The organism is Microbacterium sp. H83 (assembly GCF_001650405.1).
Taxonomy (GTDB): domain Bacteria; phylum Actinomycetota; class Actinomycetes; order Actinomycetales; family Microbacteriaceae; genus Microbacterium.
This window is the reverse complement of record NZ_LWCU01000017.1, coordinates 1-14688: the sequence shown is the minus strand read 5'-3', so window position 1 is coordinate 14688 and position 14688 is coordinate 1. Positions and strand designations below refer to the sequence as shown.

The window sequence follows — 14688 nt, the reverse complement described above, 5'->3', positions numbered from 1 at the left end:
CGCGGAATGCAGGAGAGGATCCGGCGGATGCTCCTGCGGTGCGCGAGTCCTCCTGTGCCGCGGGCTCCGGCCGACCGCCTGACAGACTGGGCGGATGCTGTCGACACCGAAGCCCGTGGCCGGCGACAAGGTCGCCGTGCTCTCGCCCGCCTTCGCCGCTCCTGCGGTCGCCCCGGAGCTGCACGCCCAGGCGCTGCGCCGTCTCGAGGATCTGACCGGCCTGATCCCGGTCGAGTACCCGACGACGCGGCAGCTCGACGCGAGTGCGGAGGCGCGGGCCGCGGACGTCAACGCCGCGTTCGCCGACCCGGACATCCGGGCGATCCTGGCGACCATCGGCGGAGACGATCAGGTGCTCGTGGTCCCGCACCTCGACCCCACGCTCGCCCTCGCCGACCCGAAGCCCTTCCTGGGGTACAGCGACAACACGAACATCCTGAACTGGCTGTGGAGTCTGAGCATCCGCGGCTACTACGGCGGATCGACCGCGGTGCACCTGGGCCCCGGGCCCGCGGTGGACGACGTCCACCGGCGATCGCTGCGCGCGGCGCTGCTCGAGGGCGGCACGATCGAGCTCACCGAGCCGGGGGAGTCGGAGGATGTCGGTCGGCGCTGGGCCGACCCGCGCGCGCTCTCGGAGTACGGCGATCGCACGCCGACCGGGGCATGGGCCTGGGCGGGACCCGAGACGGCGGTCGAGGGCCGCACCTGGGGAGGCTGCCTCGAGGTGATCGACCAGCTCGCGCTCGCGGATCGGCTGCCCCCGGTCGAGGACCTCCGCGGCGGCATCCTGCTCATCGAGACCAGCGAGGAGCGGCCGTCGGCGAGCTGGGTCGCCCGCTGGCTGCGCGGTCTGGGCGAGCGCGGCGTCCTCGGGGCGGTCGCCGGCGTCGTCGTCGCGCGGCCGCCGGTGAGCGACTTCGAGGTGCGGCCGTCGCCCGACGAGGCGGAGGCGCTGCGTGCGGACCAGCGCGACGCCGTCCTCGCCGCGGTCGCGCGCTACAACCCCGACGCGGTCGTCTGCGTCGGCGTGCCGTTCGGGCACACGCGGCCCCAGTGGATCGTGCCGTACGGCGGGACCATGGCCCTCGACGGCGCGACGCGCACGGTGACTGCGACGTACTGAGGCCGTCGGCATCCGCGGAATCCTGCACAGGGAGAATGCCGCGACGATCGCTGCGATCGAACGGTTCCTGCGAGAGCGGGCCTGAACGACGGAACGGCCGCACCTCTGGGAGGTGCGGCCGTTCCGTGTCAGGACGCGGCGGTCGGAGCGCGACGGATCGGGTGCGTCAGAGCTCGACGGCGGCGGCGATCCCGAGGTCGGTCTCGTAGTCGTTGTCCTTGGTCTCCTTCGAGATCCACAGCGCGATGAACGTCAGCACGCCCATGACCGAGAGGTAGATGCCGACGAGCCACGGCGCCCCGTCGCCGAGCTCCCACAGCCAGACGGCGATCAGCGGGGCCACGGCCGCGCCGAGGATCGACGACACGTTGTACGAGATCGCCGAGCCGGTGTACCGCACGTTGGTCGGGAAGAGCTCGGGCAGCAGAGCGCCCATCGGCCCGAACGTCGCACCCATCAGCATGAAGCCGAACACGAGGAACGCCTGGGCGAGAGCCCCGGTGAACTTCGGGTCGACGGCGGGCAGCAGGAATGCGTTGAACGTGAGGCCGAACACGATGATGAGGCCGGTGACCCAGAGCAGGAGCGTGCGACGACCGATCTTGTCGGCGATCGGGCCCGAGAGCAGCGTGAAGATGCCGAAGAACACCACGCCGATGATCTGCATGAGCACGAAGTCCGTGTAGCCGAAGCCGAGCCCGGGGTAGAACTGCGCGGCGAATGCCGAGGCGTCGAAGTCGTTGCCCGCGGCCTCGGCGGCGGCCTGGGCGGCGGCCGACGCGGTCTCGACGGATGCCGGCTTCGTGCCGTACGCGAGAGTGAAGTTCGTCATCAGGTAGAACAGCACGTACGTCGCCAGCATGAAGAACGTGCCGAGGATGAGCTGCTTCCAGTGGTGGCGGAAGACCGTGGCGAGGGGCAGCTTGCGGATCGCACCCTTCTCCTCCGCCTTCTTGAAGGTGTCGGACTCGACGAGCTTGAGCCGAACCCACAAGCCGATGATGACCATGACCGCCGAGAACAGGAACGGGATCCGCCACCCCCACGACAGGAACGCCTCGGACTTCAGCGCCGGGTTCTCGGAGTGCGGCAGCAGCCAGTTGATGGCGAGGAACAGGAAGTTCGCGATGATGAAGCCGAGCGGGGCGCCCAGCTGCGGGAACGTGCCGTACCAGGCGCGCTTGCCCGCGGGGGCGTTCTCGGTGGCGACGAGTGCCGCACCCGACCACTCTCCGCCGAGCGCGAAGCCCTGGAACAGGCGGAGGATGAGCAGCAGCAGCGCCGCCCACCAGCCGATCTGCTGGAAGGTCGGCAGCAGGCCGATCACGAACGTCGCGATGCCCATCGTGAGCAGGGAGGCGACGAGCGTCGCCTTGCGGCCGAACTTGTCGCCGAAGTGTCCGAAGACGACTGCGCCGATCGGACGGGCGACCATGGCGGCGCCGAACACCGCGAACGACGACAGGAGCGACGTCGTGTCGTTGCCGGTCGGGAAGAACAGCACCGGGAAGACGAGCACGGCCGCCGTGGCGTAGGCGTAGAAGTCGTAGAACTCGATCGTGGTGCCGACCAGGCTCGCGGTGATGACGCGCGACCGCGGATTGGCTGGCGCTGTGGACGTACTCATGCTGCTCCCTCGTATCCGTGCCTGGTATACCAGGGCACTCGGGCGATCTTACGCCTACCTGGGAGTCTGCTGGGTACGTGTGACGTCGGCTCGCGACCCGGGGGTGCGTAGAGTCGGAGGGGAGAGCGAGGCGGATGCCGTGACCACGAGACTGCTGCTGCTGGCCGACACCCACGTGCCCAGGCGCGCGCGTCGGCTGCCGGACGCGGTGCTGCGCGCCGTCGACGACGCGGACGTCGTGATACACGCCGGCGACTGGGTCGACGTCGCCACTCTCGACCTCCTCGAGTCCCGTGCCGCCGTGCTGCACGGGGTGTACGGCAACAACGACGGGTCGGAGCTGCGTGCGCGTCTGCCCGAGGTCGCGCGTCTCACGGTCGAGAGCGTGGACATCGCGGTCGTCCACGAGACCGGACCGGCGACGCGCCGGGAGCAGCGGATGGACGCGGCCTTCCCCCGGACGGATCTGCTCGTGTTCGGCCACTCGCACATCCCGTGGGACACGGTCGCACCGTCGGGCATGCGCCTGCTCAATCCCGGATCGCCGACCGACCGACGCCGTCAGCCCGTGTGCACGATGATGACGGTGACGATCGACGGCCGCGACGTCGTCGCCGCGCTGGAACCCGTCGTGTGACGGCACCCGTCTTCCGCGCGCCGATGCGGTCGCGCGACGACTCGGAGAGGGGCTACTCCTCGGTGTCGCCGAGATCGAGGCGAGGACCGAACCCCGCCTCGTGCGCGAGCAGCTGCTCCAGCTCGAGGATCACGAGCCGGTTCTCGCCGAAGCGCGTCGCGGGGGCGGGGACGTAGAGCGTGCGGGTCGGACCGTTGCGCCAGTATCGGCCGAGGAAGAACCCGTTCACGAACGCGAAGCCCTTGGTCCCGAACCGGGTCTCGAGGAACAGGTCGGCGGGAGCGTCTCGCGCGAAGTCGCCGATCCACGCCGAGGGACCGACATCGGCGGCGTCGTCGGCGAGGGGGCCGACCAACTCGCCGTCGGCAGCGCCGGATTCGCTCGCCGCGAGCTGTGCGGCGATCGCCGCCACATCGAGGGGCGTCGACTGCCACCCGGTGAGGGGCGCGCCGTCGACCGTCGCCGCGCCGATGATCCCCTTCTCCTCGCCGAGGCGGTGGTCGTAGTTCACGCGACCCTGGTCCTCGACGAGGATGCTGAGCACCCGGCCGGCGGGGATCCGCAGCGCGCGGTCGTGACGAGTGCGGGAGAGGGTGCCGACCGGCTGTCCGTCGACGCTCACCCATGCGAGGTCGCGCACCTCCGCGATGTCGAGCACGCCGCCGCGCCCCTCGGGGAGCAGGACGTCGTAGCGCACGAGGGCGCTGAGGTGGCCGAGCGCGTCGAAGGTCGTGGGCTGGGCGGTGAGAGCACCGGTCGCGGGGGTGCGCGTCCACGGGCCCGCGGGACGGAGCGGAACGGTGAGCACGGGAGCCGTGCTCGGATGCGAGGGCAGCTCCTCGGGGACCGGGGCATGCTTCGCGATGACGTCGCGGAAGGCGAAGAACTTCTCGGTCGGGTTCCCGGCCTCGTCGAGAGGGGCGTCGTAGTCGTAGGAGGTGACGATGGGCAGATAGCGCCCCTTGTCGTTCGCGCCGTTCGTGAGCCCGAAGTTCGTGCCTCCGTGGAACATGTAGATGTTGACCGATGCGCCGGCCGTGAGCAGGGCGTCGAGATCGGCCGCGGCGGCGGACACGTCCGTCGTGTGATGCACGCCGCCCCACCAGTCGAACCAGCCGTCCCAGAACTCGGAGCACATCAGAGGACCGGTGGGCTGGTGGGCGCGCAGTGTCGCCAGACGCTCGGCGCTGCGGGATCCGAACGACCCCGTCTTGTGCAGCGACGGGAGGCTCCCGGCCGCCAGCATCCGATCGGTCGGCTGGTCGACCGTCGTGAGCGGAACCGTGATGCCGGCGTCGCGCGTGAGGTCGACGAGCGCCTCGAGATACGCGGTGTCCGCGCCGTAGGCGCCGTACTCGTTCTCGATCTGCACGAGCACGACCGAGCCGCCCCGATCGATCTGCCGGGGAGCGACGATCGTGTAGACGCGGCGCAGGTAGTCGCCGACGTCCGCGAGGTAGCCGGGGTCAGATGAGCGCAGCACCCCGTCACCGCCGGTGAGCCAGGTCGGCAGACCCCCGTTGTGCCACTCGGCGCAGATATAGGGGCCGGGGCGCACGATCGCATCCATCCCCTCGGCCTGGATCAGATCGAGGAAGCGTCCGAGGTCGTTGCCGCCCGTCTCATCCCATTCGCCGCGCCGGGGCTCGTGCGCGTTCCACGCGACGTAGGTCTCGATCGTGTTGAGGCCCATCAGGCGGGCCTTGCGGATGCGGTCCTGCCACTGATCCGGATGCACGCGGAAGTAGTGGATGGCGCCCGAGATCACCTGGTGCGGGCGCCCCGCGCGGAGGAAGTCGGTCTCGCCGATGGAGAAGGAGGTCACGATGGGGAGTGCTTTCGATGGGGTGGGCCGGACGGGTCGCCCCGTCCGGCCCGGAGTGCGATTACTTGTTGACGGCGAAGCCCTGCTCGTCGCCGTACTGCTCGAGGGCGTCCTGCCAGGACACGAGGCCCTCGTTCAGGTCCGTCCCGTTCTGGTACGACTGGCCCACGGTGTCGCCGAAGATGCTGTTCGCGTAGACCTGGTACGGCAGGTAGCTCCAGCCCTCGACGACCTCGTCGGCCGCGGCGGCGAGCACCTCGTTGATCTTCTGGCCGCCGAAGTACTCGGGGGCGTCGGCGAGGAACTCCTCGCTGGAGAGCTCCGCCGTGGTGGACGGGAATCCGCCGGACTCGAGGAACGTCGAGATGCTCTCCTCCGAGTTGTTCAGCCACCACAGGAAGCCGGCCGCCAGGGCGGGGTTCTCGCTCTGCGTCGTCACGGCCTGGCCGCCGCCGCCGTTCTCCGCGGTCGCGGGCGTGCCGTCGTAGGTCGGCATGGGCGCCACGCGCCAGTCGCCGGCCCCGTCGGGAGCACCGGAGATCAGGTTGCCCGGCATCCAGGCGCCGATCACCAGGGTGGCGAGGCTGCCGTCGCCGAGGGCGCGGAACCACTCGTCGCTCCAGCTGCTGTAGGGCGCGAGCAGGTCCTCCTCGACGAGGCGGTTCCAGTTCTGGGTCCACTTCTCCGTGCCCGCGTCCTCGAGATCGATCGTGACGTCGGTGCCCGAGGTCGAGAACGGCGCGCCGCCCGCCTGCCAGATCATCGACGTCGCGAAGCCCGCGTCGCCGGTGTCGTTGGTGATGTAGGCGTCGGGGTTCGCGGCGTGGATCGCCTTCGCGGCCTCGTAGTACTCGTCCCACGTCGTCGGCACGGCGACGCCCGCGGCGTCGAACACGGCCTTGTTGTAGAACAGCGCCATGGGACCGGAGTCCTGCGGCAGCCCGTAGATCGCGTCACCGTCGGTGACGGAGTTCCAGGTGGAGGCCGTGTAGTCGTCCTCGAAGTCGGCGAAGCCGTACTGCGAGAGGTCGACGAACGCGTCGGTCAGCGCGAACTGGGGGAAGGCGTAGTACTCGACCTGCACGACGTCGGGGGCGCCCGAGCCGGCCTTGATGGCGTTCTGCAGCTTGGTGTACTCCTCGTTGTTGGTGCCCGCGTTGACCACGTTCACCTTCACGTTCGGGTACTCCTTCTCGAAGGCCTCGACCTGCGCCTCGGCCGACGGGGTCCACGACCAGTACGTGATCTCGCCGCCCTTCTCGAGAGCGGCCTCGACGGAGTCGAACGAGCCGTCGCCGTCCGCCGAGCCACCGGAGCCGGAGCCGCCGGTGCTGCAGCCGGCCAGCGCGAGGGCGGCCACGGTGCCGGCTGCGAGCACCGTCAGGGTGCGCCGCGCGGCGGGGGAGGGAAGGTGCTTCATTGCTGTGTCCTTTCGGGGGTGCGGTCCAGCGTCGGACCGACGTATCGGGGAGGTGAGGGGCGGATGCCGCGAGCTATTGCTTGACGCTGCCCGCGGTGAGACCTGACTGCCAGAAGCGCTGCAGCAGGAGGAACGCGATGACGATGGGGATGATCGTGAGCAGCGACCCCATGATCACGAGGTTGTAGATCGGCTGCGATCCCGCCCCGATGGCCTGCGCGCTCCACTGGTTGAGGCCGACGGTGAGCGGGTACCAGGCGGGGTCGGAGAGCATGATGAGCGGCAGGAAGTAGTTGTTCCACGTCGCGACCACGGTGAAGAGCGCGACCGTCACGATGCCGGGGGCCAGCAGCCGCATCGAGATCGTGAAGAACGTGCGGAACTCGCCGGCGCCGTCGATGCGCGCCGCCTCGAGCAGCTCGGTCGGCACCGACTCGGTCGCGAACACCCAGATCAGGTACAGGCCGAACGGGCTGATGAGCGAGGGGATGATGACGGCCCACGGCGTATTGGTGAGCCCGAGCTCGCTGAACAGCAGGAAGGTCGGGACCGCGAGCGCGGTGCCGGGGACGGCGACCGCGCCGAGCACGATCGCGAACACCGCGCGGCGGCCGGGGAAGCGGAACTTGGCGAGCCCGTATCCGGCCATCGTGGCGAGCAGGGTCGCGCCGCCGGCGCCGACGACGACGTACAGCATGGTGTTGCCGAGCCAGCGAAGGAAGATGCCGTCGCGATAGGCGAACGTCGCGGTGAGGTTGTCGAAGAACGCGAAGTCGTCGGCGAACCAGAGCCCGAACGAGCTGAACAGCCCGGACTGCGTCTTGGTCGCGCTGAACAGCAGCCACACGAGCGGGATGAGTGTGTACAGGGCGTACCCGATCATCACGATCAGGAGGATCTTCGACTTCCTCGGGTTCATCGGGTCGTTGCGCCTCTGCGCAGGGCGGGCGAGGGGGAGTGCCATGTCAGCGCACCTCCGACTTCGAGCCGCGCAGCTGCACGACATAGGCGATGACCGCGGTGATGACGCCCATGATGATGGCGATGGTCGCGGCGTAGTTGAACTGCTGCCCGGCGAACGACAGGTTGTAGGCGTACATGTTGGGCGTGAAGAAGGTCGTGATGACGTTCGGGGCGAGCGGACGCAGGATGTTCGGCTCGTTGAACAGCTGGAAGCTGCCGATGATCGAGAAGATGGTCGCGATCACGAGGGCGCCGCGCACCGAAGGGATCTTGATCGAGAAGATCGTGCGCCACACGCCGGCACCGTCGAGCGACGCCGCCTCGTACATGTCGGTGGGGATGGTCTTCAGCGAGGAGTAGAAGATCAGCATGTTGTAGCCCACGAACTGCCACGTCACGATGTTGCCGATCGACACGAGGATCCACTCTCGTGCGAAGGGCGTGAAGACGTCGCTGCCGAGGAAGTCGTTGAGGTTCGAGGTCAGACCGAACTGGTCGCCGTAGATGTATCCCCACATGAGCACCGCCACGACGGCGGGCACCGCATACGGCAGGAAGATGAGGATGCGGAAGAACGACGCTCCGCGCAGACGCGCGCTGTCGAGAGCCAGGGCGGCCGCGAGCGCGAGGGCGAGCATGATCGGCACCTGCACGACGAGGAACAGCAGCACCCGGAGGAAGGCCTCCCAGAACTGCGAGTCGGTCAGTGCGCGGACGTAGTTGTCGACGCCGACGAACGCGGTGCCGCCGATGAGCCTCTCCTGGAAGAAGCTGAGATAGACCGAGTACGCGAGAGGCGTGAGGAAGACCAGCGCGAAGACGACCATGAAGGGACCGACGAAGGCCCATCCCTTCCAGTCGCGCTTCTCGCGCCGGCGGATGCCGCTGTCCGCGAGCACCGCGGAGTTGTGAGTCGTCATCGACGAGACCTTCTTAGAAATCGGGCGCTCACGGCGCCGTGTGTCAACGTCAACATATGTGATCCGCTGCTAATGTGTCAACGTCAACACACGAACGGATGAGTGACCGTGATGTCGGAACAGTCGGCAGAGGCGCCGCAGCGGCGCAGGGACCCCTCGATGGAGGACGTCGCCCGCGAGGCGGGCGTCTCCGGCCAGACGGTCTCGCGCGTCGTCAACGCCCGGGGGTACGTCGGAGCGGCGACGCGCGAACGGGTGGAGGACGCCATGCAGCGTCTCGGATACCGCCCCAACAGCGCCGCGCGGGCACTCCGCTCCGGACGCTTCCGCGCGATCGGCGTGATCATGTTCTCGTTCAGCTCCTACGGCAACCAGCGCACGCTCGACGCGATCGCCGTGCGCGCCTCGCAGAGGGGATACGCGCTGACGCTCATCCCGGTCGAGTCCAGCGCCCGCGACACCGTCGCCGGAGCCTTCCGACGGCTCGAGGAGCACGCGGTCGACGGCATCATCATCGTGATCGAGGCGCATCAGCTCGACGAGGCCGAGGTCGAGATCCCCGACGGACTGCCGGTCGTGCTGGTGGACTCGAACCGCGGCTCGACGCATCTCTTCGTCGACACGGACCAAGCGCAGGGAGCGCGGCTCGCGACGGAGCACCTTCTCGACCTGGGGCACGCGACCGTGTGGCACGTCGCCGGCCCCGCGAAGTCCTACTCGGCAGAGCGGCGGCGCGAGTCGTGGCGCGAGACCCTGGTCGGCCGCGGACTGTCGGCGCCGGAGCCGCTGCAGGGCGACTGGACCGCGGAGTCCGGCTACACCGCGGGGGTCCGTCTGCGCGAGCTGCCCGAGGTCACCGCGGTCTTCGCGGCGAACGACCAGATGGCGATCGGGGTCGTGAGGGCCTTCCGCGAGGCGGGGCGCGACATCCCCGGCCATGTCAGCGTCGTGGGTTTCGACGGTCTGCCGGACGCCGCGCAGCTGTGGCCGCCGCTCACGACCGTGCAGCAGCATCCTGAGAAGGTCGGCGCGCTGGCGGTCGACGCCCTGCTGGCCGAGCTCGACGGCGGCGAGCGGCTGCAGACGCCCCTCGTCGGAACCGAGCTCGTGGTGCGCGCGAGCACGGCGCCGCCCTCGCGCTGAGCGGCTGCCTTTCCTGCGCCCTAGCCGGCGCCGAGACGCGACGACAGCTCGCGGGCCGCGCGCGAGACGAGGCCGCCCAAGGCCTCGAGGCGCGGACCGATCCGTGCTTTCGGAGCGCTCACGTTGACGGCGGCGACGATCCGTCCCGTGAAGTCGATGATCGGGGCGGATGCCGCGACGACCCCGAACTCGAGCTCCTCATCGGACAGCGCGTAGCCCTGTTCACGGATGCGGGCGAGCTCGGCGAGCAGGCTCGCGAGATCGGTGACCGGCGAGTTGCCGGGTGGGGGAGCGTCGAGCACCGGGAAGCCCGACGGGTCCGCCTGATCGAAGCGCCCGACGAGCGGCTGATCCTGGCCGTGGTCGTCGTACCACCGGGACAGCGACTCCTCGTCCCAATCGCTGAGGAGCGCGCGCCCCGACGGCGTCCGCCACGCGGCGGTGGTCGTTCCCGCCCAGCCGGTCGTGCGCACGTCGTGGGGGCTGAGTTCGCTGAGCAGGGTCAGGACGTTGCCTCCGCGCAGGACGCACAGGTGGCTCGTCTCGCGGGTGGACTGGACCAGTCGGCGCAGGATGCTGCGCGAGGCGTGGACGAGGGTGGAGCTGGCCGTGTGCGCGGCCAGCGCGTAGAGGCGCGGGCCGAGCAGATACCGGAGCGTCTCCTCGTCGCGCTCCACGAGCCCCGTCTCGGCGAGCGTCGCGAGTGTGCGCGACACCACTGCCTTGTCGCGCCCCGTCAGCTGCGCGACCTGTGACACCCCCAGCCCGCCGGAGCGCAGCGCGTCGTCGGCCCCGAGGAGCTCAAGGATCTCGATGTCGCGGCCGAGGCCGGAGGAGTTGCGGCGGGGTCCTGATGCCGGTGAGGGAGTCATCCCTCGAGTGTACGTCGCATCGTTGCCATATAAGCAACACTATTTGACGAAATGGCCACAGGGGTTACCTTGATCTCAGCCCGGTACCGGCCTCAACGACGAGACAGGAGCCCCTCTTGACCGGATTCAACTGGGAAGACCTCATGGCCTTCCTCGAGCGTCGCGCCGACGACGTGCTCGAACTCACCCGAGACCATCTCGTCGTGGTCGTCGTCTCGGTGCTGCTCGCGGCCGTCATCGGCATCGGTCTCGGCATCCTCGTCCGCGACCACCGGATCGCCCGGACCTCGGTGCTCACCGCGGCGGCCGTCGCGATCACGATCCCCTCGCTCGCGCTGCTGGCGCTCCTCAGCCCGGTCCTCGGTCTCGGCTGGCTTCCCACGGTCGTCGCGCTGGTGTTCTACTCCCTGCTGCCGGTCGTCCGGAACACGGTCGTCGGACTCCGCGAGGTGCCGCTCTCCGTGCTCGAATCGGCGCGGGGCATGGGGCTCGGCCCCGCCCGCATCCTCTTCACCGTGCAGCTCCCGATCGCCTGGCCGGTGATCATGACCGGCATTCGCGTCGCCGCGCAGCTCACGGTCGGGATCGCGGCGATCGCCGCCTACGTCGCCGGCCCCGGCCTCGGCGAGTACATCTTCAAGGGGCTGAGCTCGCTCGGCTCGAAGAACGCACTCAACTACGCGCTCACCGGCACGGTCGCCGTGATCATCCTCGCGCTCGTCCTCGACGGCATCCTCGTGCTCGTCTCCCGTCTCACCACCTCAAGGGGTCTCCGTGCCTGACATCACCACGAACACCGGCGTTCTCACCTCGCTCGCAGCCCAGCAGGGCGGCGTCGACATCGTGCTCGATCACATCACGAAGCAGTACCAGGGGCAGCAGGCTCCCGCCGTCGAGGACTTCTCGATGCGCATCGAGCCCGGCGAGCTGGTCATGTTCGTCGGACCCAGCGGCTGCGGCAAGACGACGACGATGAAGATGATCAACCGGATCATCGAGCCGACGTCGGGCTCCATCCGCATCAACGGCGACGACGTGCTGTCGCTCGACGGCAACGAGCTGCGCCGGCACATCGGATACGTGATCCAGCAGATCGGCCTATTCCCCCACTTCACCATCGCCGAGAACATCGCCATCGTCCCGAAGCTGCTCGGCTGGTCGAAGTCCCGCACGGCCGAGCGCGTCGACGAGCTCCTGCGCACCGTGCAGCTCGACCCCGGTGTGTTCGCGCAGCGCTACCCCCGACAGCTCTCGGGCGGCCAGCAGCAGCGTGTGGGCGTCGCCCGTGCGCTCGCCGCCGACCCTCCCGTCATGCTGATGGACGAGCCGTTCGGCGCCACCGACCCGATCACGCGCGAGAAGCTGCAGGCGGAGTTCCTGCGCCTGCAGGCCGACATCGGCAAGACCATCATCTTCGTCACCCACGACTTCGAAGAGGCCATCCGCATGGGCGACCGCATCGCGGTGCTCAGCGATCGCAGCCAGATCGAGCAGTTCGACACCCCGGCCAGGATCCTCGCGAACCCCGCCAACGACTACGTCCGCTCCTTCATCGGCGAGGGGGCCGCGCTCAAGAGGCTCGCGCTCATCCTCGTCTCCGAGGCGCGCATCGGATCGCCGGATGCCGCGGCGCCCGGCGCAACCGTCGACGAACAGGCGTCCCTGCGCGAAGCGCTCGACACGCTCGTGCTCACCGGAGCACCGCGCGTGAACGTGACGCGGGCGGGCGTCGTGGTCGGCTCCATCGACCAGGCCGCGATCTCCGCCGCGCTCGGGGCCGAGGGGCCGGCGCGTCGCACCGGGGAGGTCTGAGCGTGTCCGCGCCCCAGGTGGTCCCGTCGGCGACGACGGTGCTGCAGACGCAACCGGCGACTCGCCGCGGGATGCCGGTGCTGCTGCGCCGCACGATGCCGCTGATCGTGGTCGCGGTCGTGCTGCTCCTGACCTACGTGTGGATCTCCGGCCTCGAGCTCGACTCGATCGAGCAGCGCACGCTCAACGCCGACTACATCACGGCCCGCATCGGCGAGCACCTCGTGCTGTCGATCATCGCGTCGGTGCTCGTCGCCGTTCTCGCGATCCCCGCGGGCATCGCCGTGAGTCGCTCCAGGTCGCGGGTGTTCCGCGGCATCGTCATCGGCATCGCCAACGTCGGTCAGGCCACACCGGCGATCGGCGTCGTGATCCTGCTCGCGATCGTGTGGCAGACCGGCTTCACCACGGCTCTCGTCGCCCTCGTGGTCTACTCCTTCCTCCCGGTGCTGCAGAACACGATCACGGGGCTCGCCCAGGTCGACCCGAGCATCAAGGAGTCCGCGCGAGGGATGGGCATGCGGCCTGCCCAGGTGCTGCGCCGGGTGGAGCTGCCGCTCGCGTCGCCGGTGATCCTCGCCGGGCTGCGCACCGCCCTCGTCTTCGCGGTCGGTGTCGCGACCGTCGCGACCTTCATCAACGCCGGCGGTCTCGGCGACATGATCATCAACGGCCTCAAGCTCCAGCGCTACCCGGTGCTCGTCGTCGGGGCCGTCCTCGTCGCCTCGATCGCCGTGCTCATCGACTGGGCGGCCGGCGTCGTGGAGGACATCGTCCGACCCAAGGGCCTCTGAGCCCTCCCGCTCACCTCAGCATCACCCGCACCTCGCACCACCGCACGTCACACCGCTCCCTTCCCGAAAGGAAACCGCAATGAAAACGCGTACCCTCGCCTCCGCCTCGCTCGCGGCGCTCGCCGCCGGCGCTCTGCTGCTCACCGGCTGCTCGTCCGGGGGAGGGGGCGGCGCCGGAGCACAGGGCGACGAGCTCGACGGTCTCACCGGCGAGATCGGCTCGAAGGACTTCTCGGAGCAGTACATCCTCGCGTACATGACCGCCGAGCTGCTCAACGCCCACGGTGCCGACGTCGAGGCGAACACCAAGCTCGTCGGCTCCGCCAACGTGCGCCAGGCGCTCGAGAACGACCAGTTCCTCGGCTACTGGGAGTACACCGGCACATCGTGGATCACCTACAACGGCAACACCACCCCGGTGCAGGGCGCCGAGGAGCAGTTCGACGCCGTCAAGGAGGCGGACGCCGAGAACGGCATCGCCTGGCTCGATCCCGCACCCTTCAACAACACCTACGCGTTCGCGATCCGCCAGAGCGAGGCCGACGAGCTCGGCGTGAAGACTCTGAGCGACGTGGCCGCTCTCCCGGCCACCGACCAGACCTTCTGCATCGAGAGCGAGTTCTCGACCCGCGATGACGGCATGCCGGGCCTCACAGAGGCGTACGGCTTCGACGCCTCGATCACGATGCTCGACACGGGCGTCATCTACACGGCCACCCAGAAGGGCGACGACTGCAACTTCGGCGAGGTGTTCCAGACCGACGGCCGCATCCCGGCGCTCGACCTCGTGGTCATGGAGGACGACAAGGAGTTCTTCCCGAGCTACCAGGGCGGCTTCACGCTCAAGCAGAGCACCCTCGACGACTACCCCGAGGTCGCCGACGTGCTGGCCGAGCTGAGCCCGCTGCTGACGACCGAGGTCATGCAGGAGCTCAACGCCAAGGTCGACGTCGACGGCGAGGACCCCGAGGACGTCGCGATCGACTGGCTCGAGGAGCAGGGACTCATCTGATGACCTCGACCCTCCAGCTCGGAGAGAGCTTCGTCGGTGACGGCGCGAACGCCGCGCACATCAACACGGTGCTCGGTCATCGCGAGGGTCCGGCGGGGACGGCGTGGGCCACGGCCCTCGCCGGCCCCAGCCAGGGGCACGTCCCGTTCGTCGCCGTCCTCCGTCCTTCGCTCCCCGTCAAGCCGCTGACGCTGTTCGTCACCAAGGCGGCGCCGGCGAGCGATGAGCACGGCCTCCTGATCTGGGGTCCGGCGCAGGCCGGGGTCGCCGCGGGCGTGGCGGATGCGATGGCCGACGGAGTGATCCCGCGCGACGCCGCGGACACGCACGCGCTCATCGCCGCCGTCTGGGTCAACCCCGCGGCCGACGACGCCGACACCGTCTACCGGAACAACCGCGAGGCGACCAGGACGGCCCTCGCGAACGGCGCGGCATCGCTGCCCGACCTCGACGAGGTGCTCGAGGCCCGGCACGCACCCCGCAATCCCTTCTTCACCGCCCCCGACGCATCCGATTCCCTCCCCGCCGACTCCCTCC

General features: G+C 69.4%; 14 protein-coding genes. 8 read left to right on the top strand and 6 right to left on the bottom strand.

All coding sequences use genetic code 11. From position 1 onward, the window contains the following. The first annotated feature begins 94 nt into the window (after positions 1-94). Positions 95-1126 (top strand): LD-carboxypeptidase, encoded by a 1032-nt coding sequence (locus tag A4X16_RS08680; RefSeq protein ID WP_067119419.1) that lies wholly within the window; start codon positions 95-97, stop codon positions 1124-1126. A 166-nt stretch (positions 1127-1292) separates the two neighbouring features. Here A4X16_RS08680 and A4X16_RS08675 read toward each other — a convergent pair whose 3' ends face one another. After that, entirely contained in the window at positions 1293-2753 is a 1461-nt protein-coding gene (locus A4X16_RS08675; RefSeq protein ID WP_067119417.1) for an MFS transporter, read from the bottom strand. A gap of 139 nt (positions 2754-2892) precedes the next feature. Between A4X16_RS08675 and A4X16_RS08670 the strand changes: the two genes are divergently transcribed. After that, positions 2893-3390, top strand: coding sequence for a metallophosphoesterase family protein (locus tag A4X16_RS08670; protein ID WP_067119414.1), 498 nt, complete (start codon positions 2893-2895; stop codon positions 3388-3390). Positions 3391-3442: 52 nt separating this feature from the next. Here A4X16_RS08670 and A4X16_RS08665 read toward each other — a convergent pair whose 3' ends face one another. The 4 genes from A4X16_RS08665 to A4X16_RS08650 form a co-directional block, all read right to left on the bottom strand. Continuing rightward, entirely contained in the window at positions 3443-5215 is a 1773-nt protein-coding gene (locus A4X16_RS08665; protein ID WP_067119411.1) for a glycoside hydrolase family 35 protein, read from the bottom strand. Positions 5216-5276: 61 nt separating this feature from the next. Further along, complete coding sequence (locus A4X16_RS08660) at positions 5277-6635, bottom strand: ABC transporter substrate-binding protein (RefSeq protein ID WP_067119408.1); 1359 nt, start codon at positions 6633-6635, stop codon at positions 5277-5279. 73 nt (positions 6636-6708) lie between these two features. Continuing rightward, entirely contained in the window at positions 6709-7554 is an 846-nt protein-coding gene (locus tag A4X16_RS08655; protein WP_067119537.1) for a carbohydrate ABC transporter permease, read from the bottom strand. Positions 7555-7600: 46 nt separating this feature from the next. Then, positions 7601-8518: a carbohydrate ABC transporter permease gene (locus tag A4X16_RS08650; protein ID WP_067119403.1), complete on the bottom strand. Its 918-nt coding sequence runs from the start codon at positions 8516-8518 to the stop codon at positions 7601-7603. Positions 8519-8629: 111 nt separating this feature from the next. On the opposite strand from A4X16_RS08650, the gene A4X16_RS08645 reads away from it, so the two are divergent. Beyond that, positions 8630-9661, top strand: coding sequence for a LacI family DNA-binding transcriptional regulator (locus A4X16_RS08645; RefSeq protein ID WP_067119534.1), 1032 nt, complete (start codon positions 8630-8632; stop codon positions 9659-9661). A 20-nt stretch (positions 9662-9681) separates the two neighbouring features. Here A4X16_RS08645 and A4X16_RS08640 read toward each other — a convergent pair whose 3' ends face one another. Then, positions 9682-10533: an IclR family transcriptional regulator gene (locus A4X16_RS08640; RefSeq protein ID WP_067119400.1), complete on the bottom strand. Its 852-nt coding sequence runs from the start codon at positions 10531-10533 to the stop codon at positions 9682-9684. 116 nt (positions 10534-10649) lie between these two features. On the opposite strand from A4X16_RS08640, the gene A4X16_RS08635 reads away from it, so the two are divergent. The 5 genes from A4X16_RS08635 to fae all read left to right on the top strand — a co-directional run. Next, entirely contained in the window at positions 10650-11315 is a 666-nt protein-coding gene (locus tag A4X16_RS08635) for an ABC transporter permease (RefSeq protein WP_067119397.1), read from the top strand. Continuing rightward, the gene (locus A4X16_RS08630; protein WP_197491803.1) at positions 11308-12345 is read left to right on the top strand and encodes an ABC transporter ATP-binding protein; all 1038 of its coding nucleotides are present in this window, start codon (positions 11308-11310) and stop codon (positions 12343-12345) included. Before A4X16_RS08635 ends, A4X16_RS08630 begins: the two co-directional genes overlap by 8 nt. Next, on the top strand, positions 12342-13139 hold the full coding sequence (locus A4X16_RS08625) for an ABC transporter permease (protein WP_082914370.1): 798 nt from the start codon (positions 12342-12344) through the stop codon (positions 13137-13139). The genes A4X16_RS08630 and A4X16_RS08625 overlap by 4 nt, the downstream gene beginning before the upstream one ends. Before the next feature lie 79 nt (positions 13140-13218). Continuing rightward, positions 13219-14151 (top strand): glycine betaine ABC transporter substrate-binding protein, encoded by a 933-nt coding sequence (locus A4X16_RS08620; RefSeq protein ID WP_067119391.1) that lies wholly within the window; start codon positions 13219-13221, stop codon positions 14149-14151. Next, positions 14151-14688 (top strand): formaldehyde-activating enzyme (gene fae, locus A4X16_RS08615; RefSeq protein ID WP_067119384.1); only part of this gene is annotated, 538 nt, incomplete at its 3' end. The genes A4X16_RS08620 and fae, both read left to right, overlap by 1 nt.